22 protein-coding genes are annotated in these 22,603 nt (G+C 55.8%); 10 read left to right on the top strand and 12 right to left on the bottom strand.

The window, feature by feature from the left end; translation table 11 throughout:
• Positions 1 to 105 precede the first annotated feature (105 nt).
• Complete coding sequence (locus BUQ90_RS10350; RefSeq protein ID WP_084192665.1) at positions 106 to 741, bottom strand: outer membrane protein; 636 nt, start codon at positions 739 to 741, stop codon at positions 106 to 108.
• A 194-nt stretch (positions 742 to 935) separates the two neighbouring features.
• Between BUQ90_RS10350 and BUQ90_RS10345 the strand changes: the two genes are divergently transcribed.
• Complete coding sequence (locus BUQ90_RS10345) at positions 936 to 1,328, top strand: RidA family protein (protein WP_074205155.1); 393 nt, start codon at positions 936 to 938, stop codon at positions 1,326 to 1,328.
• Position 1,329: 1 nt separating this feature from the next.
• Here BUQ90_RS10345 and rlmN read toward each other — a convergent pair whose 3' ends face one another.
• From rlmN to BUQ90_RS10320, 5 genes are all read right to left on the bottom strand, one after another.
• Positions 1,330 to 2,559 carry a dual-specificity RNA methyltransferase RlmN gene (gene rlmN / locus BUQ90_RS10340; protein ID WP_074205154.1) on the bottom strand — a complete coding sequence of 410 codons (1,230 nt, stop codon included), beginning with the start codon at positions 2,557 to 2,559 and terminating at the stop codon, positions 1,330 to 1,332.
• Positions 2,560 to 2,619: 60 nt separating this feature from the next.
• Positions 2,620 to 2,988 carry a PilZ domain-containing protein gene (locus BUQ90_RS10335; protein WP_159437090.1) on the bottom strand — a complete coding sequence of 123 codons (369 nt, stop codon included), beginning with the start codon at positions 2,986 to 2,988 and terminating at the stop codon, positions 2,620 to 2,622.
• Positions 2,989 to 3,211: 223 nt separating this feature from the next.
• Positions 3,212 to 3,616, bottom strand: coding sequence for a PilZ domain-containing protein (locus BUQ90_RS10330; RefSeq protein WP_084192664.1), 405 nt, complete (start codon positions 3,614 to 3,616; stop codon positions 3,212 to 3,214).
• A gap of 115 nt (positions 3,617 to 3,731) precedes the next feature.
• Positions 3,732 to 4,241 (bottom strand): invasion associated locus B family protein, encoded by a 510-nt coding sequence (locus BUQ90_RS10325; protein ID WP_338044529.1) that lies wholly within the window; start codon positions 4,239 to 4,241, stop codon positions 3,732 to 3,734.
• Positions 4,238 to 4,879 (bottom strand): histidine phosphatase family protein, encoded by a 642-nt coding sequence (locus BUQ90_RS10320; protein ID WP_074206343.1) that lies wholly within the window; start codon positions 4,877 to 4,879, stop codon positions 4,238 to 4,240. The genes BUQ90_RS10325 and BUQ90_RS10320 overlap by 4 nt, the downstream gene beginning before the upstream one ends.
• A gap of 230 nt (positions 4,880 to 5,109) precedes the next feature.
• Here BUQ90_RS10320 and dnaN point away from each other — a divergent pair, with 230 nt between their 5' ends.
• The 3 genes from dnaN to BUQ90_RS10305 all read left to right on the top strand — a co-directional run bounded on the left by dnaN (position 5,110) and on the right by BUQ90_RS10305 (position 7,879).
• Positions 5,110 to 6,225 carry a DNA polymerase III subunit beta gene (gene dnaN / locus BUQ90_RS10315; protein ID WP_074205151.1) on the top strand — a complete coding sequence of 372 codons (1,116 nt, stop codon included), beginning with the start codon at positions 5,110 to 5,112 and terminating at the stop codon, positions 6,223 to 6,225.
• Between the two features lie 70 nt (positions 6,226 to 6,295).
• Positions 6,296 to 6,733 carry a DUF2946 family protein gene (locus tag BUQ90_RS10310; RefSeq protein ID WP_074205150.1) on the top strand — a complete coding sequence of 146 codons (438 nt, stop codon included), beginning with the start codon at positions 6,296 to 6,298 and terminating at the stop codon, positions 6,731 to 6,733.
• Positions 6,734 to 6,793: 60 nt separating this feature from the next.
• A complete protein-coding gene (locus BUQ90_RS10305; protein WP_074205149.1) occupies positions 6,794 to 7,879 on the top strand; it encodes an alpha-amylase in 1,086 nt (361 codons plus the stop codon).
• Positions 7,880 to 7,921: 42 nt separating this feature from the next.
• On the opposite strand, the gene BUQ90_RS10300 is transcribed toward BUQ90_RS10305, so the two are convergent.
• Complete coding sequence (locus BUQ90_RS10300; RefSeq protein ID WP_074205148.1) at positions 7,922 to 8,314, bottom strand: hypothetical protein; 393 nt, start codon at positions 8,312 to 8,314, stop codon at positions 7,922 to 7,924.
• 3 nt (positions 8,315 to 8,317) lie between these two features.
• On the bottom strand, positions 8,318 to 10,060 hold the full coding sequence (locus tag BUQ90_RS10295; protein ID WP_074205147.1) for an N-acyl-D-amino-acid deacylase family protein: 1,743 nt from the start codon (positions 10,058 to 10,060) through the stop codon (positions 8,318 to 8,320).
• 78 nt (positions 10,061 to 10,138) lie between these two features.
• On the opposite strand from BUQ90_RS10295, the gene BUQ90_RS10290 reads away from it, so the two are divergent.
• Entirely contained in the window at positions 10,139 to 11,029 is an 891-nt protein-coding gene (locus BUQ90_RS10290; RefSeq protein WP_074205146.1) for an alpha/beta fold hydrolase, read from the top strand.
• Here the strand turns inward: BUQ90_RS10290 and BUQ90_RS10285 are convergent.
• Positions 11,026 to 12,333, bottom strand: a complete 1,308-nt coding sequence (locus tag BUQ90_RS10285; RefSeq protein WP_074205145.1) for an FAD-dependent oxidoreductase — start codon at positions 12,331 to 12,333, stop codon at positions 11,026 to 11,028. The two genes, BUQ90_RS10290 and BUQ90_RS10285, sit on opposite strands and share 4 nt — an antisense overlap.
• A gap of 122 nt (positions 12,334 to 12,455) precedes the next feature.
• Entirely contained in the window at positions 12,456 to 13,223 is a 768-nt protein-coding gene (locus tag BUQ90_RS10280) for a COG3904 family protein (RefSeq protein ID WP_239447411.1), read from the bottom strand.
• Between the two features lie 260 nt (positions 13,224 to 13,483).
• Here BUQ90_RS10280 and BUQ90_RS10275 point away from each other — a divergent pair, with 260 nt between their 5' ends.
• The 3 genes from BUQ90_RS10275 to BUQ90_RS10265 all read left to right on the top strand — a co-directional run bounded on the left by BUQ90_RS10275 (position 13,484) and on the right by BUQ90_RS10265 (position 17,447).
• A complete protein-coding gene (locus BUQ90_RS10275) occupies positions 13,484 to 14,251 on the top strand; it encodes a CsgG/HfaB family protein (RefSeq protein ID WP_074205143.1) in 768 nt (255 codons plus the stop codon).
• A gap of 106 nt (positions 14,252 to 14,357) precedes the next feature.
• Positions 14,358 to 15,371, top strand: a complete 1,014-nt coding sequence (locus BUQ90_RS10270; protein ID WP_074205142.1) for a YncE family protein — start codon at positions 14,358 to 14,360, stop codon at positions 15,369 to 15,371.
• 54 nt (positions 15,372 to 15,425) lie between these two features.
• Positions 15,426 to 17,447: a GMC family oxidoreductase N-terminal domain-containing protein gene (locus BUQ90_RS10265; protein WP_239447410.1), complete on the top strand. Its 2,022-nt coding sequence runs from the start codon at positions 15,426 to 15,428 to the stop codon at positions 17,445 to 17,447.
• Between the two features lie 84 nt (positions 17,448 to 17,531).
• On the opposite strand, the gene BUQ90_RS10260 is transcribed toward BUQ90_RS10265, so the two are convergent.
• Positions 17,532 to 18,107 carry a phosphoribosyl-AMP cyclohydrolase gene (locus BUQ90_RS10260; protein ID WP_074205141.1) on the bottom strand — a complete coding sequence of 192 codons (576 nt, stop codon included), beginning with the start codon at positions 18,105 to 18,107 and terminating at the stop codon, positions 17,532 to 17,534.
• A gap of 378 nt (positions 18,108 to 18,485) precedes the next feature.
• On the opposite strand from BUQ90_RS10260, the gene prfB reads away from it, so the two are divergent.
• On the top strand, positions 18,486 to 19,613 hold the full coding sequence (prfB, locus tag BUQ90_RS10255) for a peptide chain release factor 2 (protein ID WP_074205140.1): 1,128 nt from the start codon (positions 18,486 to 18,488) through the stop codon (positions 19,611 to 19,613).
• A 101-nt stretch (positions 19,614 to 19,714) separates the two neighbouring features.
• Positions 19,715 to 20,455, top strand: coding sequence for a class I SAM-dependent methyltransferase (locus BUQ90_RS10250; protein WP_143182916.1), 741 nt, complete (start codon positions 19,715 to 19,717; stop codon positions 20,453 to 20,455).
• Positions 20,456 to 20,762: 307 nt separating this feature from the next.
• Here the strand turns inward: BUQ90_RS10250 and lepA are convergent, their stop codons facing one another.
• On the bottom strand, positions 20,763 to 22,568 hold the full coding sequence (gene lepA / locus BUQ90_RS10240; protein WP_074205137.1) for a translation elongation factor 4: 1,806 nt from the start codon (positions 22,566 to 22,568) through the stop codon (positions 20,763 to 20,765).
• Positions 22,569 to 22,603: the final 35 nt, after the last annotated feature.

The following is a 22,603-nucleotide window of genomic DNA, read 5'->3' as shown; positions in this document are numbered from 1 at the left end:
ATGTTTCAGGACGTCCAAATTACGCCGGAGACGATTAAATCGCGTGCACTAAGCCGCGGTAAATGTCGCCGAGTCACCTTCCGCCATTGGTTTGAAAAGAGCCCTTTAAAAAAGGAGCCCCACACCTGCGATCGCCTGGTTCCGCCGAAAGCCGCGATCATATTCCGAGAACCGATATTCCGCGCGCAAAAACAGTTTTTTGCCGAGCCGATGTTCAGCGCCTCCGCCAACCCGAAACCCGTCGAGCCCGATACTCCGGAAACCAACGGTACGCAATCGCGTGTTCGCATAGCCGGCTTTCGCATAAATCAGGGTACGGCTGCTGATGGCATATCCCAAACGTCCACCCGCATAGAGATCTCTGCCGAGTTTTATTTCGCCAAGAAACCGATCATCGACATCGGCGGCAGAATCCAGAGCTTCGAGCTCGATGCCATAGACAATACCGCCTGACTGGCGATCATATCCGGCACTCAAGCCAAATACCGCGCCTTCGGCATTATTGTAATCATTACTCACTCCGTCCAAGGTGACAATTGCACCAAAGTCGCCGTTGTCATAGCCAATCAAGGCAGCGCCTTTAAAGCCGGAAAAATTGTCCTTTTCCCCCGCGATCGCAGGTGTTGCAACAATCCCTCCGGCAGCAAAAGCGGCTAGAATAAGTTTTTTCATTATTTGTTCTTTCAAAAAATTCAAAGACGATCGAAGTTGAAGTAGCATGAATTGGAATTCATCCCCCAATGAAGGCGAATGCTTTCTTGTTCAATTCATTGATATGTATTTTCTGGATGCAATGACGAATTATCTCACCTTGTGTCAAAAGAGTGACACATAGACCTTCTCCATTTTCTGGACGGAAGTTTCCTGCCCGTTGCAAGTTGGGAGCAAATCGGCAAGACTGCGTTAAACCAAAGCTCCAAACCACTGGAGAAGCCATGTTCGATAAAAGGGTCATCACGCTCGATCCTGATCCGCTCGCGCCCTATGCGATTTCACCTGGATGGCGGGTTGGAGATCTGCTTTTTCTGTCCGGTCAGGCCGCCATTGACGAAAGTGGCACGATTGTCGGACCGGATGATTTTGACAAGCAGGTAGCCCAAACCTTTGCCAATATTGACCGCGTACTGGCTGCCGGTGGCAGCAGCCGGGAGCAGATCGTCAAGGTCACCATCTATCTGACCGATATGGCAAATTTCCCGAAAATCGTGGAAGCGCGTCAGACCTATTTCACGGAACCATGGCCCGCCGACACGATTGTCGAGGTCCGGTCGCTGGCGCTTCCCGAACTGATGGTGGAGATTGACGTTATTGCTACTGTCGGGACATAGCTCAGCCGAGCGCAGCCTGCTTTTCCTCAGCCAGCCGGTCCAGTTCCGCGCGGCTTTTCTTTTCACTGGCGGACTTGAGCTGACCGCAGGCAGCCATGATGTCCCGGCCTCGTGGCGTGCGAATGGGAGCACTGATTCCGGCGTCAAATATAATTTTCGAAAAGGCCTTGATTCGCTCGGGTTCCGAGCACTCATATTCCGAACCTGGCCAGGGGTTGAACGGGATCAGATTGACCTTCGCCGGCAAGTCATATTGCCGGAGCAAATTCACCAGTTCGCGAGCATCCTCATCGCTGTCATTCTTGTCTTTCAGCATCACATATTCAAACGTGATCCGCCGGGCATTGCTGGCGCCAGGATAATCGGCACAGGCCTGGAGCAGTTCCTCAATCGAATATTTCCGGTTGAGCGGGACGATTTCGTCACGCGTTTCCTTGTTTACCGCGTGCAGCGAGATCGCCAGGTTGACGTTAATCTCCTCGCCGGCGCGCGCAATCATCGGCACAACACCACTGGTCGACAGAGTAATCCGGCGCCGTGACAACGCCAGACCGGCCCCGTCCATCACAACCTTCATAGCATCGCGGACATTGTCGAAATTATAGAGCGGTTCACCCATTCCCATCAGGACGATATTGGTGAGCAGCCGACCATCGCTTTCATAAGCCGTCGCGCTTTCCTCGTCATCGAGCGCATCCATGGCGCCCTTGGGCCATTCTCCGAGGGCATCGCGAGCCAGCATCACCTGACCGACAATCTCGCCGGGGGTCAGATTGCGGACCAGCCGCATCGTTCCGGTATGACAGAACCGGCAATTGAGCGTGCAACCGACCTGGCTGGATATACACAGCGTGCCGCGATCGGCATCAGGAATGAAGACCATTTCATAATCCTGGCCATCTGCCGACCGCAAAAGCCATTTTCGGGTACCATCACTGGATACGTGGGCCTCGACTATTTCCGGCCGTCCGACGACAAATCGTTCGTCCATCCATTGGCGCAGGGCCTTGCCGAGATCTGTCATCTGGTGAAAATCGACGATGCCGCGGTGATATATCCAGTGAAACAATTGCTTGGAACGCAGTTTCGCCTGTCTGGGATCCTGTCCTGCCTCGCCAAGCAGGTCCTGAATTTCCGGCTGGCTCAGACCGATCAGGTCTGCCCGACCGTCTTCACGCGGTGTCACCTTTGCAGGCAAAGGAACGGGGTCGATATGGCCAGGGATTTGCATGGCAGCGATATAGGAGCGGTTTTATGCAAAAGCCAGCCCGGTTGTTTGCCGGGTCAAGGCTCAGGACGAGCGCAACCCCGGCCTTCTGGTGGAAACCTCATGTTTGAAGCCTTTCCAGACGTGCCCGTTATCGATTTCCCGCACAAAATGGCCATCCTTGTTTTGCTGACCAAAATTGAAATTATCGACATTGATACGTTCTGCGAACTGCACCCCAAATTCCGTTGCACTGGTCCAGCGAACCGTTGCCCGCAATTCACCAAATCCTTCTTTTCGAATGGAGATCGTTTCTCCAGAGACAGGAATCTCTGCGGACCTTGCGCAAAGGCCGAATGAAGAGAGATTGCGCACAAACGCATCTACCGGGCCTCGACCATCCCGAAGGATCTCGATTTTGACAAGTTTACGCAAACGCGGTTCCCGAAACACATTCTGTGCCTCAGGGTCGTCCGGTTTTGGTCCTGTTCCTGTCTCCCTGCGCATGCAATCCCGCCATTAACCAGTTTTCCACTATAAAGAACGGCCAAAACCTGAGGTATTTTAGCTTTTTCGTTACGATGAAGCGGGATTTGATCCAGGTTCAATTTCCTGGAGGGAATTCAGTCCCTTAATCATCCGACGGATGTATTGATGAACCGATATAAGGGAAAAATTATCGCTTTATTCGGCGAGAAAAGCCCGGCCTTTTGACCACGATTTGGGGATCCAAACTGCGTCGAACCGTAACTGTTTCGTCTTTCGGTTTAAGCAACCCCTCGGTATTGCGATCCCCGAAACTGAATTGCTCGACATCGATCTCCTGATCAAATTCCACACCAAATTCCTGGCCCGAATTCCATCGCACCGTTCCAGAAACGGCATCAAAGCCGTGCTTCTGAATCTTGAGCGGTTGACCAGGTTGAACCCGATTGTCTCCAACAGGAATTTCGCCTCTTGCTCGCAAACCGTGTGTGGAAATGTTCCTTACAATCGCATTGAACTTTTTGCGGCCTTCGGCGGTGACTTCAACCTTGAACAAGCGGTGCTGCCGCAACTCGCGCCTTGGTTGTTTCTCCAAAACAGTCTACCTAGCAGATCCATTAGCACCGGATCATCGGGGCTATTCCTGCCGGAAGAATACCGGGTTTAGGCCGGTAAAGCTTGTACACGGCCTTCAGATTATCGTTAGAATCCTATTCTGCCGAGGAACGTGACAACCGTGAGCAACCCAAGGATGCCGCATCTATCGCGGTCGCGGCTCCTCTGAGCAAATACGCATCCACGATCGGTTTTCCATCACGTCCAACGCTTTCCACACTCATGCTCTTTGCCGACCGCAAGGCAGCGATAATGGCCGCATCCATTCGCCGATCCTGCGACCAGCCATCCGAACGATTCGCCGTTAGCTGGAAGCGGCGACCGGCAATGCTGACCATGACGCGGCTGTTGGTGGAACGGTCGCGGCTCAGCCTGACATGAAACTGCGCCCGTATCCCGCGTCCGGGCCAGAAACCTACCGAAGCATAGGACTTCCGGGACGCCTTGCCGGTTATCTCTTCGGATTCGGCAATGGCATAGCAGCGCGGAACATCTGGATCGCGAAATGCCCCCCAATTGTTAAAAACGCCCAGCGAATCCTTCGCCCAGCCAGGCCCAGGAACAAGCACCAAGAAAATACAGACCGATATACCGGCAATTTTCACGCCTTCTCCCCTTCCCCGCCGCCACGATGGATGACAGTTTCGGCCCCGTCACGAAATTCAACCATGGAGCCTTGCGGCAACCCCTCGGCAATGGGCACGCCAAATCGCGCATGAGGCGTCAAATCACTCAATAATCCGCGCAACACACGGGTGGTCATGCCATGACTGATCAGGACGGTATCTCGTTCCAGCCTCTGATCGGCGATCCAGTGTTTCAGGCGCGATGCAACATCGGCATAGCTCTCTCCCCCAGGAGCAACCGTTGCAAACAGCATCTCCTCCCGGTCAATTTCCAGCTTTCCGTCCAGTTCACGATAATAGACACCACCCCATTCCCCCATGTCGATTTCGCGCAGCCTGGCGTCCTGCTTCACCTGATGCCAGTCCGCTCCGACATGCTGAGCAACAATCGCCAGGGTCTGCAGCGCCCGGCCCGTATCCGAAGCAATCAGATCCAGAGGTGTGTCTTGCGGCAACCGGATCGCCAGAGCGCGCCCCATTTCATCGGCCTGCGCAAACCCGTTCAGGGTAAGTGGAGTATGGGCATGTTCACCCTGAATACGCCCTGCCAGATTGAAAATGGTTTCGCCGTGCCGCGCAATGAAAAGGCGATGACCGTTGGAATCCAAAATGCTCATAAAAGGGGCTTTTTCCTTCGAGATCGGGCCGATTTGGCCGCCATGTGACAAGCTTTAACCGGGTCACGGGTTTTTTCCACAGATTTTCACCGTGATATGACTGATCAGCGCCCCATCGGGCTTGCCCTTGTGTGCGATATTGTTAATGAAGCCATGAACTCCCCGTGATTTGTACGGATTCTGTTTTGCGCTCGTGTTTCCCACACAAGCATCAGATCAAAGGACGATAAATGAAAGCCACCATTGAAAGAGCAGCATTGCTGAAGAGCCTGGGCCACGTCCAGTCTGTGGTAGAGCGGCGCAACACCATTCCGATTTTGTCCAATGTGCTGATTGAAGCCAGTGATTCCGGCGGCATCAAGCTGATGGCCACCGATCTCGACCTTCAGGTTGTCGAGACCGTTGAAGCCCAGGTGGACACCGCTGGCTCGATAACGGTGTCAGCACATACCTTGTTCGATATCGCCCGAAAATTGCCGGATGGTGCCCAGGTCGAACTGGATGCCGCGGACGGCAAAATGAAAGTGAATGCCGGTCGTGCACGCTTCAACTTGCAAACACTCCCGCGCGATGATTTTCCCATCATTGCAGAGGGCGATCTGCCAACAAGTTTCGAATTGCCCGCAGCTTCCCTGATCCAGATAATCGACAAGACCAAATTTGCGATCTCAACCGAAGAAACGCGTTACTATCTCAATGGTATTTTCCTCCATGTGCAGGATGAGGAAACGCCGGTACTGAAAGCGGCGGCCACCGACGGTCACCGCCTTGCCCGGGTCACCTTGCCCCGTCCTGCCGGTGCCGAAGGCATGCCGGACGTCATCGTGCCGCGCAAATGTGTCAACGAACTGCGCAAATTGCTCGATGAAAATGGCGAAGCGGCGGTCCAGATTGACCTGTCAGCCAGCAAAATCCGGTTCACGCTCGGAACCGCAATCCTGACCAGCAAGCTGATCGACGGCACCTTCCCGGACTACACCCGTGTGATCCCCACCGGGAATGACAAGATCCTGAAAATCGACCCGAAAAGCTTTGCCCAGGGCGTAGATCGCGTTTCGACCATTGCGACCGAGAAAACCCGCGCTGTCAAAATGGCGCTGGGCGATGACAAGATCACGCTGTCCGTCACCTCTCCGGAAAATGGCACCGCATCGGAAGATGTACCGGGAGCTTACAAGGAGGATGGTTTCGAAATCGGGTTTAATTCCCGCTATCTGCTGGACATTCTGAGCGAGATTGAAGGCGACAATGTCGAACTGCACCTGGCCGATGCCAGTGCGCCGACACTGATCCGCGAGGATGACAAGTCGGCTGCACTCTACGTGCTGATGCCGATGCGGGTCTGAATTTCGTTCGGGGTCACCGGTTTTTCACTAGCCATTTCTTAACCGGAACAATATAGCGCCGGACAAGCGCATGATCCGAAAAACCGATCTTTTCTGGTTCCTGAGAACCCGTTTGGCAACACCGCTTCTCGCGCTGCTTGCCCTGTTCTTCGGTGCGTGGACACCGCAGGGCTTCATGCCGATGCACACCGAACAGGGCTTTGCCATTGTCCTGTGTTCGGGATATGGACCTGAAGTCCCCCTGCAAGATAGCGCCCATACGGATCATGCCGAAGGTGTGGACCATTCCCAACATGCCAGCGGACATGGTGATCACGACCAATCGGATATGGAGAATTCGACCTGTACCTATGCCGGAGCTGCAGGCGCCGGGCTGGATACCTCCGGTCCGGATGCATCGGATGCCAGCCTCGTAATCACTCCTCATGAGCCCGAAAGACGCCGGCATTTTGCGGTTCGCAATCGCCTCAGTATTCCGCCCGCAACGGGACCTCCTGCCCTGGTCTGACCATTTTGCTCACAGGGCGCATCAGCGCCTGCCAATATCAGACTGATACAGGAATAACTCATGAAAAACCTTGCTTCTGCAGGTGCGCTTGTCGCCGCCTGCGCAATTGCCACACCTGTGCTGGCCCATGATGTCCGCGCGGATGATCATGCACCTATCGGGGTCATGGCCGACCATGCCCACAAAAAGGGAGAGGTCATGTTCTCGGTCCGCCACATGCATATGGAAATGTCCGGTGCTCAGGTGGATACAGATCAGATTTCCGCCAATGACATTGTGACAACCATCCCCAACCGTTTTTTCGGTGCCCCCGGACAGCCACCCACTCTGCGTATCGTGCCGACTTCGATGCGTACCGACATGACCATGGTCGGGGCCATGTATGCCCCAACAGACTGGGTCACGCTGGTTGCTATGGGTAGTTACATCCAGAAGGAAATGGACCATGTGACCTTTGCCGGTGGCATGGGAACGACAGAACTGGGCGAATTCCGGACCAGTCCGGAAGGCTTTGGCGACATAACAGTCGGCGGTATTTTCCCGGTGCTGGGCGTGGCCGACCGCAAGGCTGACAATCAGCAAGAGCTGAACATCCGCGCCGCGATCTCCATTCCCACCGGTTCAACCACCAAAACCGACGATATCCTGACACCGATGGGTGGCAATCCAACGGTGCGGGTGCCTTACATGATGCAAATCGGTTCGGGCACATGGGATCTCAAGCCGGCGGTTACTTTTAAGGGCTGGGCCAGCAAGCTGGGCTATGGCGCGCAATATTCTGGCACAATCCGGACCGGGACCAATGATCAGGGGTACAGCTTCGGTGACATCCACGAAGCGACCGCCTGGATCAGCTATCTGGCCGCACAGGGCGTTAGCCTTTCCGGCCGTGTGAAAGCGCGGACGATGGGTTGGGTGGACGGCATTGATCCGATGATCATGGGCCCGGTCCAGACCGCCAATCCTGATTTTCAGGGTGGAGACCGGGTCGATCTCATCGCCGGTATCAATACGGTGGTTACGCATGGAGCCCTTGCGGGGCACCGTTTTGCGCTCGAAGTCGGCGCGCCGATTTATCAAAATCTCAACGGCCCGCAAATGCCGGGGGACTGGATGCTGACAATCGGTTGGCAAAAAGCCTTTTGATCTGTTGCGGGAGGTGATCCTGACAGGATCGCCTCCCGTCGCTTATGTTGTTCGACCGACTGCCGAAAACCAGAACAACACGGGATAGCTCAGCACAATGACGATGAAAGTCGACGCAATACCCCAGGGAACTTCGTCCGATTTTCCAGCGATGACCAGCGGCAGGACAAAGGCGAACATCCAAAGACTCTTGTAGACAATCTGAACGAGCACGACCGGCGCGAAAAAACGCGGCGCAAACAGGCCGGCAAAAGAGGCCGCCAATATGGCACACCACAAACTGCCGACAAGCAGGCGTAAACCCGCGGATTCTTCCACTTTGTTCTCAAACACACCGCCCACGCCACTGCCGAAAAACATCCCCCAGCAAATCGGAACCAGAATGATGATATTTGCCAGGTAAGCGAGCCTTAGAAGGCCGAAACCTGTGAACATCAGCTACTCCGCAGCTTCCAGCATTTCGACGGCCTGTGGGCCACGGATAAGCCCGCCAGGGCGCTTGTCGGTAACGACCCCACCCTTGAAGGTCACCTGCCCGGACTTGACCGTATAGTCGTAGCCATCCGCTTTTTGCAGCAAACGCTTGCCGCCAGCCGGGAGGTCGAAGGCCAGCCAGGGTTTGCCCAGCTTGATCCGGTCCATATCGATGATATTGACGTCCGCAAGATAACCCGGCTGCAGCACACCACGATCATTCAGGCCATAGAGCCGGGCCGTATCAAGGCACTGGCGCTTGATTGCATTTTCGATGCTGATCGTCCCGCGCTCCCGATTCTTGACCCAATGCTCGAGCATGAAGGTCGGGCTTGCCGCATCGCAGATAGTTCCGCAATGCGCGCCACCGTCGGACAGGCTGTTGACCGTGTCATCCGCATGCTGGAGCGGATGCAGGAAGTCCAGATTTCCGTCGATATAATTCAGAATAGGCAGATAGATCAGGCCCTTGCCCTCGTCCTGCATCAGCAAGTCATAGGCATATTCCGCGGGCGTGACACTCTGGGCATTGGCCCGGCTGTTGATACTTTCTTCTGCCGTCGGTTCATAGTTGAAGCCATCATCCATCTGATATTGCATGGCCCAGCCATCGGTGACAATGAACTGCACCGGGGCCATGTCAACATTCTCCGCCGGCAAGCTGGCTTCCGCAAGCAGCTTCGCCTTGAACTCCGGATCCTTGAGATGGGCAAGTTGCTCATCCCAGGGCAGTTCGGCAATCGATTCCCAGCTCGGTTTCCGGACAAAGGGATGAACCGTGCCCTGCCAGGCCATGATGATGCCATTCCCGCGCAGAGCGATCTGGGCAACAATATTGGCGCCATTGTCATTTTCGGCGCGCATATTGGAAATCTGTTCTTCGAGAGGTTGATCCTTGGCGATGGATTGCAGCGCGGCAAAGGTCACCGGCAAGCCGGTCTCGCGGCTGAGATCGCCCATCCAGCCAAATTCATCCCATTCCCGGTTAAGGTCACTGGCCATCTCAAACACGCCATAGCCGACGCGTCCCATCGCCCGGCCCAGCTCGATCAGTTCGTCCTTGGTCGCTGTTGTGCCGGGGACCAGTTCACCATCTACAGAACGGTGCAAAACGGTACGGCTGGTCGAAAAACCCAGAGCCCCGGCCCGGACGCCTTCTTCGACGATATCGGCCATCTTCCGGACGTCTTCCACGGTTGGCACCGCGCCGGGCTGTTCCCGGTCGCCCAAGACATAAGCGCGCACGGCACCATGCGGAACATGGGTGGCCACATCAACCGTCCGCGGCATTTTTTCCAGTTCGTCGAGATATTCCGGGAAGGTTTCCCAGTTCCAGCTCATCCCCTCGGCGAGAGCGGTTCCAGGAATATCTTCCACACCTTCCATCAGGCCGATCAGCCAGTCGTGCCGGTCCGGTTTGGCCGGAGCAAAACCGACCCCGCAATTGCCCATGACCACCGTCGTCACACCATGCCAGCTGGAGGGTGCCATTTCATCGTCCCAGGTTGCCTGACCGTCATAATGGGTGTGCACATCGACGAAACCGGGCGTGACAAATTTGCCAGTCGCGTCAATCTCTTCGCGTGCTTCGGCATCCACCGTTCCGACCATTGTGACCCTGTCACCATCAATGGCCACGTCACCGACAAAGGGTTCGCCGCCGGTACCATCCACGATAGTGCCGCCTCTAATGATCAGATCATGCATTGATTCTCTCCTGCGTTTTTTGATCGAATAGCAGAATTAACTGGCTGATTAAAGGTGGAGCCTGCTAGCATTAGTGGCATGAGCGACAGACTTTCCTGGCAGCCCGATCCGGACAGTGAAATCACCGTAGACTGGATCGAAGCCAACGGGCAGAAATTCGAGGTGGCGCAGGCGGGAGAAGGCGACCGGCTCGCCCTGTGCCTGCATGGATTTCCTGAACTGCACTATAGCTGGCGGTTCCAGATGCCGTTACTCGCAGAAATGGGCTACCGGGTCTGGGCGCCCAATCTGCGCGGATATGGAGGCACCAGCAAACCCGAAGGCGTCCGTGCCTATGCGCTCGATCACTTGTGCGCGGACATTGCCGCGCTGATCGATGCCAGCGGGGCAAAAGAGGTGACGCTGATCGCGCATGACTGGGGCGCAATCATTGCCTGGGCCTTTGCCATCCAGAAAATTCGCCCGCTTGTCCGGCTCATCATCATGAACGTGCCGCATCCGATGGTCGGTCGCCGGGAAATCCGGCACTGGCGGCAACTTCGCCGGAGCTGGTATATTTTCTTTTTCCAGATCCCCTGGCTTCCTGAAAAGCTGCTCTCCCGAAATGGTGGCAGGCCGATCAAGGATGCCTTCTCGAAAATGGCGTGTGATCAGACCAATTTCTCCAATGATGCACTGGATATCTACGCCCGGGCCGCACTGCGCCCTGGCTCGCTCAACTCCATGATCAACTACTACCGGGCTTTGCTGCGTCATCGGGATGCCATTGATATCGGAGATGGCAAAGTGAATGTGCCCACGCTGATGATCTGGGGAGAGGAAGATTCAGCGCTCAATATCAAATGCACCGAAGGAACTGAGGAGTGGGTGGGCGATTTCACGCTTCACCGTCTTCCGGGCGTTTCACACTGGGTGCAACAGGAAGCGCCGGAGGAAGTGAATGCTATTTTGCGGGACTGGTTGAGCTAGCTTTTCCGCGCCGCGATCATGTCCGCCACGTCGGTGAACTTTTCGCGCGGCGCCCCATCACGGGCATTTGCGATCTCGGCTTCCTCAATTTTTTTCCAGTCGCGGAAGGTAACCGGTTCCACGCCGCGGCGGTCCAGCAGCCGATCAAGACCGCTTCGGCCATCTCGATTGTCCCCCATGCCGATATCCTCTGCCACCGCTTCGATGATGGCAAAGCCGTCCGGTTTGTTTGTTCCAATCGTGCCGGTTGGCCCCCGTCTCGCCCAGCCCACACAATAGAGCCCGGGCAGGATACGCCCGTCAACATTTGCAAATCGGCCGCGTCCATGTTCATAAGGAACACCTTCAATGGGCGGCGTGCGATAACCGATACAGCTGACCACCAGCTCGCAATCAATTTCATAAGTCTCGCCGGTTCCGGTTGACCGCAGGTCCTTGTCCAGCTCGGTCTTTTCGACAACGAGGCTCTGGACCCGCCCATCACCCTTGATCTCGACCGGCATGGCAAAGAAATCAAAATCGATGGCAACGGGTTTTCCCCGCAACTCCCCGGCTTTCCGGAAGAATTCACGCAAATGCGTGACAGATTTGCGCATGCCCGGCTCAAGCATCGCGTCATCGCCTTCGTCCGGGAAATCCAGCGGATCCACCACCGGGCGGGCCCGTTCCAGATGCATTAACTCACCCAGCTCCTTTGGCGTCATTGCAATCTGGTGCGGTCCCCGCCGCCCGAGAAAAATGATGCGTTCCACCGCGCTGCGGGTCAGCGCATCGAGTGCATGTCCGACAATGTCACTGCCGACAAACTCGCTTTCGGTTTTGGCGAGGATACGGGCAACATCCAGCGCGACATTGCCATTGCCAATAATTGCCACCGACCTGGCATCGAGCGGCGGGTGCAAATCTGCAAAGTCCGGATGGCCGTTATACCAGCCGACAAAGGCGGCGCTGCCAATGACACCATCCAGATCGCTGCCCGGAATTTCCAGCGGCCGGTCATTGGGTGCCCCGGTTGCCAAAATCACGGCATCGTAGAGCCCTTGCAGTTCGGAGATGCTGACATCAGTCCCGACCGTCACATTACCGACAAATCGGACATTGTCGGTAAGCGCGGTCTTTTCATAACGCCGCGACACGGCCTTGATCGACTGATGATCCGGTGCAACGCCAGTCCTTATCAGCCCGAACGGAACCGGCAGCCGGTCGATAATATCCACTTGCACGTCATCGTCATATTTTTTCTGTGCGGCCTCGGCAGAATAATAGCCCGCGGGCCCCGACCCGATTATCGCGATATGACGCATTCCAGTTCCTCCCCGATCACCTTCCCTGCGAGTGTCGGCATGCTAGCGCGTAATTTCCAAAAGGGAAGAGAAAGGGTTCAGGCGCAATGGCGGAAACCGGAGCAACGAAATCAGCGGTTTGATCAACCGCCGGTTTCTTCGGCAATATTCGCAACATTATACAGGAATGTTTCTTTGCGGGTCAGGCAGCGGCGAGTGCTTCTATCTCCGTCGCTCGTTTTGACGGCTTTCTGGCGGTACATGATATCGGTCAGCAATTTTCGCGAGACGCCCATCCGGATCAGAAAGTCATTATCCTCGGAGGCGAGCAAGGCACTGTCCTGTTCCACTTCACCAATCAGTTCCGCGGTGGATTCCGTCCCCATTTCAACGCTGAAGCTGATCGCATCACGATCCCCCGTCATGGTGAACATGTGAACCATGAACAAACCACCCTCATCAATGATCCGGGCGCGTCCGCCCATGAAGACAAAATTGCAGGCGCTGAAACAGGCCCAGTTTGCCGGAATGCGGGTCAGCACACCAGGCTTGTCGCCGGTTTTCTTGCCCTCGGCATCCCGCACAACCCAGGTCTCCCGAATGATCCGCCCCGCTTCGTTTCCGGCCCGCGCATCCCCGCCAGGTGAGCGCAACCAGATTTCCGCGATTTCGGGATCCGAGGCCAAAATCTGCTTGAGACGATTGGGCAAATCGCGGTCTATCCGGCCTTCGGCCAGCAAAACCTTCACCCCGCTTCTCTCCACTGGCGTCAGCGTCATCGCCGGGATGTTGCTCCAATTCGGATCCATTGGACAGGTCGGATTGTCGGGATCCATTTTTGCGTCCGTCGCCGAAACCAGAAAAGCGGTGGCGAGTATCAGCATTCCGGACCGGATGCGCCTGTTTTTCATATGGAGTACAATTCCCGTATCATTGCTTTGGCAGTATGCCGGGCCTGCGGAAATGGCCGAACCGGCATGTCTGTTGTCTCTGTCTTGCTGCCATCTGCAAATAATTTGTCCAAATTATGCTATCGATCACAGACAGTCCAACATATACGGTTCAAACAGTGATTTGTAAATTTCGTGGTCGCAAGCCATTTTGCCATGTCTCTGACATCTGGCCGTTACGCCAGAGAGATGATGGTCAGAATTTATACCGGAGGGAAATCATGTTGAAAAAAATCGTATCAGCGCTGGCCATCTCGTCACTCGCACTAACCAGCGGAACCGCAATGGCGCAGAGCCGGTCCAAGGGACAAAAAGCCCAGGATCGCGGTGTTGCCCAAATCCCTACTTGCTACAAAAAGCTGGGAACCATCGCCATTGTTGAGCCAGAAGTGCAATGGTGGCGGAGCTACAAGATCGGTTCTCCGGAAGCCTTGATCAAAACCTTCGTATCCCGCTCCGGCTGTTTCGGTCTGGTAGATCGCGGCCGGGGACTGGCCAGTCGCGCCGTTGAGCGCGCGCTTGCGGACTCGGGCGAACTGCAACGCGGCTCCAATGTCGGCAAGCGCCAGGTCAAGGCCGCCGACTATGTCATGGTTCCCGATATTATTTCGGCCAATAATCGCTCTGGCGGCGGCGGCGCCCTTGGCGCAATTGGCGGCGCTCTTGGCGGCCGAACCTTTGGCGGATTGTTTGGCGGACTGAAGGTCAACAAAAAGGAAGCCAATGTTACCCTCGCTCTGGTCAATGTCCGGACCACCGAAATTGAACGGACGGTTGAAGGCTATGCCCGCAAATCGGACGTGAAGTTCGGCGGCGGCGGAGGCGGCTTCTTTGGCGGTGCGATCGCTGGTGCGGCAGGTGGTGGGTATACCGACACCCAGATCGGTCGTGTCATGGCTCTCGCCTATCTCGACGCCTATACGCAGCTGGTCACGCAGCTGGGCGGTTTGCCGGAAGATCCCAGCGCTGCAGCGCCGCTGGCCGAATGATCAGGTGTCGGAGCCTGCATGAAACAAACCCGGTCGATGCCATCCGCATCGACCGGGTTTTTTATTTGTATCTCCGGAGGGAAAACAAGAACGGGTCGATTAAAACATGAGAAACACTCTGATCGGGATAATCGCGGCATTGGTACTGACTGCCTGCACGGCGTCAGCGGAAGGTTCTGGCCCCGCGCCATCCGGCAAGTCCGGCCTGCTGCTTGTCGGCAACAAGGGAGAAGACACGCTCAGCTTCGTCGACCTGGAAACGGGAGAAGAACTCTCCCGGGAACCTACCGGAAGTCAGCCGCATGAAATTGCGATATCTCCAGATGGCCGGCTGGCGGCGGTGGTATCCTATGGCGGAGAGTCGATCGATCTGTTCGACACAGCAGCGCGGAAAAAGGTGGAAACTATCATGCTGAGCCCCAATAAAAGGCCCCATGGCATTGCCTGGTTGAACGACGGCAGGATCGTCGCGACGACTGAAGGCAGCGATACCATCACGGTAGTCTCTCCGCCGGACGGAGAATCCCGGACCCGGACCATTACCAGTGTCTCGACCGGACAAAAAGGCAGCCACATGCTCGCTGTTTCGCCTTCACGTGACCGCGTTTATGTGAGCAACATGCAGTCCGGAACGGTCAGTGTGATCGATTTCCTCAAGAAACGGAAAATCCGGGATCTTGCGGCCGGACGAGAGCCGGAAGGTCTGGCACTCACGCCCAATGGAAAGCGCCTGCTGGTTGCCGACCGACAAGAGGATGTCCTTTATATATTCGATACGGAAAGCCTGACAGAAATCGCTGCACTGGACACCGGGAAATTCCCGATCCGCGTCGCCGTCAGCCCTGACGGACGGATCGCTGTGACATCGAATCTGGGAGACGGCGCGCTGGGCGTGTACGACCTCGAAAAACTGGAGCCCCTGCCCGCCATAGAGGTCAGCGGTGATGCGCGGGCCGCACAGGTTACCATCCTCTTTTCCGATGATGGCAAGACCATCTATGCCGCCGAAACGGGAACCAACCGGATTGCCGAGATCGATATCGAAACCGGAATGGTGGTGCGCCGACTGCCGGCTGGAACCAAGGGGGACGGTCTGGGTATTGTACCGGCTGCTCCGTAGAAACAGGTATCTGGAAAGACAGAATATCCCGGGTCGCTGCTAGGGAGACTGAACGTGCAAAAACCTTTCAACTGGCTGCAGGCGCGGATGATCAAGGCGCTGACCGAAACGCTGTTTTACGAGACGCCAATGGCGATCTCGCCACAACAGGTCGTGGACAATCTCCAGGAACATTTTTCCAATATCAGCGGTGACAAGCCGAAGGAAATTGCACTGGCCTTCACAGGTCTGTTCTTCATCCTCGGTGGCCCGTTCTTTCTCTGGGGCTCACCCAAATTCCGCCGGACCCGCATCCGCCGGAGACTGCAAAATAGCCGCGTGGACTTTTTTCAGGATATTGCCCGCACCAAAGGCGTGATCCTTGCCGGCTATTACGGGCACTGGGAAAAGGGTGATGAAGAAGCCAATTACGACAATCCCATCTACCAGAGATTGAAATATGACCTCCCTGGAAAACGGGACCGGTCGGCGCCCGGGGAAGTCAAGATTGAACGGGAAGACGGACGCGATCTCAGGGCGGAAGTTTTTGTTGGCCATGACGCCATTCCGGAGGAAGTCGATGTTATCGTGATCGGCTCAGGTGCTGGGGGAGCGGTCGCAGCGGCCGCTGTTGCGGACGAGGGCCATGAAGTCTTGATACTGGAGGCCGGGAGCAGTTATCCGTCTTCCCGCATCACCCACGAAGAGGCCCGGATGACCGCCCGGCTTTTCAAGGATGGAGCGCTGCAAACAACGAAAGACCGCGATATCATAGTCTTTCAGGGGCGTGTCGTGGGTGGATCCACAGTCATCAACAACGGGATCTGCCTGCGCATGAAACAGGACGGGCTGGTCCATCCCGATGCCGAAGATGTTTTTGAAACCTGGGCAGAACTCGGTGCACCTGTCACGGAAGCCGAACTTGCCACCAGTTACGAGGCGATCGAAAGCCGTCTCGAAGTCTCGGAAATGTCTCAGATTTCGGGGCGCTACAACGGTCCTCACCTGATCAATGGCTGGCAGAAATATGCGGCACAGTCCCAGGACCCGATGGACAAGCGCGCGATTTCCGCCTGGTTCCACAAAAATTATGGTCCACAGGCGCCCAAGACCGAATGTGTCTATTGTGGCTACTGCAACACCGGCTGCCCCTATGGCCGCAAAAAAGCCATGCCAGAGAGCTTTTTGAGCCATGCCACCGACGACGCGCGTCCAAACCCAGCACGCATACTGGACGGGGCACAGGCAGACAAAATCGGCTGGGCCAGTAACGCTGGCGGAGATCGCATTGCACAATCGGTGAAGGTCACATTGAATGACGGACGAAAAAGAGAGATCAAAGTGCGCAAAGGTGTCGTCGTCGCCGCCGGTGCGCTGGCATCCAGCGTGATCCTGCAGAATAGCGGGATAGACAAGTCCGGCGACGGCATATCGCTGAACATCGCTTGCCCCGTTGTCGCGTTGATGCCCAACGGAACAGAGGCAAATGTCTGGAATGAAGATCAGATGGCGACCTATGTTGATCGGGGAGACTTTCTGATCGAGAGCCATTTCCAGCCACCAATGAGCATGGCAACGCTGATTCCGGGCTGGTTTGACGAGCATTTCCGGCGAATGCACAATTATAACCGGCTTGTGTCCGCCGGCGTGTTGTTTCCGGCAGATCGCCTTGGTCACATCGAGAAAGGCAAGCTCAAGCTGAAAATCGGGGAACCGGAACTGGGCCTGCTACGCCGCGCTCTTGCGACGATGACCAAGGTACATTTTCTGAACGGGGCGATTGAGGTCTATCCGGCGCTGCTCAAAGGTCAAACTTTGCGCAAGGGCATGAGTGATCAGGAGATTGATGACTTTTATGAAAGCGCGATTGTCGAACCGGATGACGTCGTGCTGTCCAGCTCGCACCCGCATGGCGGAAACGGGATCAACATGGATCCGGAAAAAGGTGTCGTTGACCTCGACCAGCGGGTTCACGGCACGGAAAATGTCTACGTGGCAGATGCCAGCGTAATGCCAAGTTGCATCCGTGTGAATGCTCAGCTCACAACAATGGCCATGGCGCATCGCGCCATGGCCGGAAAGAAGCGGTTTGGATAAACCCTGTTCCGAAAAAACCGGGACAGGAGTGGTCCCCTAGGGGAAACGAGACGCCGAAATAATTCGGCGCCTCATCCCATTCGGCTAGCCTCCAAAGGGAACCGAACTGTGGTGAAGATTGATTTTCAGATCACCGTCTGCCCCGCGCACGTAGCCAAAGCTGTACTCGACCTTGGTGTCATTGCCGTCAGTGTCGGTGAAATAGTAGTTGCCCATTGCCATGGCGCTGTCACCGTCAACAATGGTGCCTTCATTTTCCCAGCGTACGGCCGTCCAGGGCTTGATTGCAAATCCTGAGTCCTCGGACCCTTCGGTGCCGATGAAATAGCTCATGGCTTCTTCAAAACTGCCACGGAACTGATCTTCTGCAGCGAGCGTGGGCTTGAATAGTACAGTCGCACCGTCGCCATAGGCATAGAATTTTTTGATGTGCTCGTCAGCAGCGGCCTTGAAGTCTCCTTCATCGGTGAACGCTTTGCCGATTGTCACAATGCCTTCGCCCCAGGCTTGCTGGGCCGCAGCAACTTCTTCAGCCGTGATCGGAGCCGCTGCATCTGCAGCTTCCGTGCCCTGAGCGTCCGAAGCATCGGCAGTTGCGTCAGAAGTGCAAGCTACGAGAGCCAACGGTGCTGCTGCAAGCAAGATAGCAAATTTCTTCATGATGTTTTCCTTGTTCTGTTTTGCGCCAGACTTAACTCCGCGCGATTATATCAAAAATCGCCTGAATTGCCCCGGCAAAATATTTGGCCTCCGGTTTTTTCGCGAATTCCCGCGAAGGAGGATTCCTGTTATTCTCCAAATGCTACACAAAATATTTCTACTTTGATGGGCGGGATATCGATGTCAGATGTCCAAAGGGCAAATCAAAAGCATCTTACTATTTTGATAGATATCGTCTATGAACAAGTCTTTGGACTGCATATGGTTAAATCAGCCAATCCGGCTTGTTTTGAAAAGCTTAGATCCGCTGTGTCGATCGATGCTTTACTTAATCGAGCAATCGTCTAATCGAGGCCCAGCTTTATTGGAGACGACGAAATGCGTGCGGAAGCGCAAGCCTCTGTCGACCGGATCAATGCCGCGCTCGACCTGCTGAAAACTTCCCTGAACTGGGATGTCGCCCTGCGCCGGCTGGATGAGCTGAATGCAAGGGTGGAAGATCCGACCCTGTGGGATGACCCGGGAACCGCACAATCGGTGATGACCGAACGACGGCGACTGGATGAATCGATCACTGCAGCACGCGAAATCCAGCAGGAGATGGAAGACGCGCTGGAATTTATCGAGATGGCCGAGGAAGAAGGCGACGAGGCGGTAGCCGATGAGGGTGTTGCTTCGCTGGAAGCCCTCGCCGAACGTGCCGATCGCGACAAGGTCCAGGCCCTGCTTTCGGGCGAAGCGGACAATCTCGACACCTATCTCGAAATCCATGCCGGGGCCGGTGGTACGGAAAGCCAGGACTGGGCCGAAATGCTGCTGCGCATGTACCAGCGCTGGGCCGAGTCCCGCGGCTACAAGGTGGCCATGGTGGACTATCAGGCGGGTGATCAGGCCGGTATCAAATCTGCGACGCTGGAGATCAAGGGTGACAATGCCTATGGATTTGCCAAAACGGAAAGCGGTGTCCACCGGCTGGTGCGGATCTCGCCCTTTGACAGCGCAGCCAAGCGACACACCAGTTTTTCCAGTGTCTGGGTTTATCCTGTGATCGATGACAGCTTCGAAGTGGAGATCAACGAGGGTGACCTGAAAATTGATACGTATCGGGCGTCCGGTTCCGGCGGTCAGCATGTCAACACCACAGATAGCGCCGTGCGGATTACCCATCAGCCATCCGGTATTGTTGTGGCCTCACAAAATGATCGAAGCCAGCACAAGAACCGGGCAACCGCGATGGGCATGCTCAAAGCCCGACTTTATGAAGCGGAATTGCAACGGCGCGAAGCAGAGGCGACCGGTGAATATGAGGCCAAGACCGAAATCGGCTGGGGGCATCAGATTCGCTCCTATGTGCTGCAACCCTATCAGATGGTCAAAGACCTGCGCACCGGACTGACCAGCAGTGCTCCCGGAGATGTACTGGACGGCGCCCTGGACGATTTTATTGCGGCCGCGTTGTCACAGCGAGTCACCGGGGAAAAAGTGGAAGTGGAGGACGTGGACTGAGCCGTATTACAACGGCAACAGATCGCATCAAAAGCATTGAACAGCGCAATTCCCTCCCCTAACCTGAAAACATGAACGGAAGCCATCCAGCCTTGCGGAAAATGTCTGCGCTTGTTGTTGTTCCCTTGCTGCTGGGAACACCACTTGCCGGGTGCAAAAAGATCAGCGATGCGGATGCCAGTCGTCCGGAAACGGCAAGAGCCTACCCGCCAGCTTCCCGGCCCGTGTCCCAGCTTGCCGGCAATCAATGGTCCACCGAAACCGCTCGTGACAAAGTGGGAGAGGCCGAAGAAATCATGGCAGCTGCGGGAATTGAACCCGGGATGACCGTGGCGGATATTGGTGCTGGTGAAGGTTATTACACGGTACGTCTGGCCGAAAAAGTGGGAGCAGAAGGCCGGGTTCTGGCTCAGGATATTGACGAAGCTGCGATAACCCGGCTGGCCGACCGTGTCGCCCGCGACGATCTTGACAATGTTTCGATCAAGCTCGGTGCCGGTGACGACCCGCGCTTGCCGGAGAACAGCTTCGACCGGGTGTTTTTGGTCCACATGTACCATGAGGTCCGGGAGCCTTATGCCTTTTTGGCGCGGCTGCGACCGGCGATCAAGCAGGATGCGGACAATCTCGGCGAAGTCATTGTCGTGGATGTCAATCGGCCCATCGAGGAACACGGGATCGCCCCGAAACAGCTTTTCTGTGAATTTGAAGCCGTGGGCTATCAGCTGCTGGGATTTATGGAGCGGCCAGAACTGGGGGGCTATTTCGCCCGCTTTCGGCCGGTCGGAAAAGCCCCGCTTCCCGGACGGATCAAACCCTGCAAGATGAAATCCAGCAGTTAACCTCGCGATCCCCAGCGGCTCAGCGGTAGTTCAGCGATCAAACTTGTATGATTTGCGCAGCAATCTGCGCCAATGCCGACAATCTCGCTCATTGCCTATGGTTGCCTGTATGCGCTTTCGCAAAATGGATGGCGCTTTGTCCCCATATTGCCGATACAGATATTTCAGCTCACGTTCGTCTTTTTCCCGCTGTTTGCGCGATTCAAAAAGATCCAGCATCCCTCATGCCCATCTGAATGGCACGACCCGTGAAACACCCTATAACGTGATTGCTGTGCGTTGAAAAGTCAGCGGCGATTTCTGGACGTCAAGCCTCATCACCCATCTTGAGGGCTGCAATAAAGGCTTCCTGCGGAATGCTGACATTGCCATATTCCCGCATCTTGGCCTTGCCCTTCTTTTGCTTGTCGAGCAGTTTCTTTTTGCGGCTGATATCCCCGCCATAGCATTTGGCCGTTACATCCTTGCGCATTGCGGCGATTGTCTCCCGAGCGATGACTTTCCCGCCAATCGCTGCCTGAACCGGGATCTTGAACAAGTGGCGGGGAATCAGGTCCTTGAGCCGCTCGCACATGTGGCGACCACGACTCTCCGCCGCAGCACGGTGGACGATCATGCTGAGCGCATCAACCGGATCTCCATTGACGAGAATGTTCATCTTCACGAGATCTCCGCTGCGCAGGCCGATCTGATGATAGTCAAAGCTCGCATATCCGCGCGAAATGCTCTTGAGCCGATCATAGAAATCAAACACGACCTCGTTGAGCGGCAGTTCGTAAACAACCTGCGCCCGGTCGCCGACATAGGTGAGATTTTTCTGCACCCCGCGCCGGTCCTGGCAAAGTTTTAGTATCCCGCCCAGATACTCGTCCGGACAATAGATCGTCGCTTCGATCCATGGCTCTTCGATATCTGCAATCTTCACCACATCCGGCATGTCAGCCGGATTGTGCAGGAACTGTTCGGATCCGTCGTTCATGACCATGCGATACACCACCGACGGAGCGGTGGTGATCAGGTCCAGATCATATTCGCGGGTCAGCCGTTCCTGGATGATCTCAAGGTGCAAAAGTCCCAGGAAACCACAGCGGAACCCCTGCCCCAGTGCGGCACTGGTTTCCATTTCGAAGGTAAAGCTGGCGTCATTCAGCCGCAACTTGCTGATGCTTTCGCGCAATTTCTCAAAGTCCGCGGCATCCACCGGGAACAGCCCGCAAAATACCACCGACTGCACTTCCTTGAAACCTGGCAGGGCCTCCGCTGCCCCGTCCTTGACAGTGGTGATCGTATCACCGACCGCGGTTTGGGACACTTCCTTGATCTGAGCGGTGATGAAGCCGATCTCGCCCGCAGCCAGTTCCGGAAGCTGTTCGATCTTGGGCCGCATGCAACCGACACGGTCGACCAGATGCTCGGTGCCCTGCGCCATGAACTTGATCCGTTGGCCTTTGGTCAGAACGCCATCGATCACCCGCACCAGGATAACGACACCGAGATACGGGTCGTACCAGCTGTCAACCAGCATGGCCTTGAGCGGGGCATCCCGGTCCCCGCCCGGAGCCGGAATTTTCTCCACGACCTGTTCCAGAATGTCCTGAATTCCGATCCCGGATTTTGCAGAGGCCATCACCGCATCGGATGCGTCCAGTCCGATGATTTCCTCGATTTCGTTGCGGACCCGTTCGGGTTCCGCCGCGGGCAGATCGATCTTGTTGAGTACCGGCAAGATTTCGTGGTCGTGCTCGATTGACTGATAGACATTGGCCAGCGTCTGTGCCTCCACGCCCTGAGCTGCATCAACGACCAGAAGCGCGCCTTCACACGCCGCGAGGCTGCGCGAGACTTCATAGGCAAAATCCACATGTCCTGGCGTGTCCATGAGGTTGAGCTCGTATGTCTCGCCATCCTTGGCCGTATATTTCAGACGGACAGTCTGTGCCTTGATCGTGATGCCGCGTTCGCGCTCGATATCCATATTGTCGAGCACCTGCTCGCTCATCTCCCGCTCTGTCAGACCCCCCGTATACTGGATCAGGCGATCAGCGAGCGTCGACTTGCCATGGTCGATATGAGCAATGATGGAGAAATTGCGGATATGGGAGCGGTCGGTCATGCGGCGCAGTTAGCAGGGCTCAGAGAGGTTGTCAG

The sequence above is a fragment of the Parasphingorhabdus marina DSM 22363 genome (assembly GCF_900128895.1).
Taxonomy (GTDB): domain Bacteria; phylum Pseudomonadota; class Alphaproteobacteria; order Sphingomonadales; family Sphingomonadaceae; genus Parasphingorhabdus; species Parasphingorhabdus marina.
The sequence above is the reverse complement of the archived record's forward strand: the minus strand, read 5'-3'. Positions and strand labels throughout refer to the sequence as shown.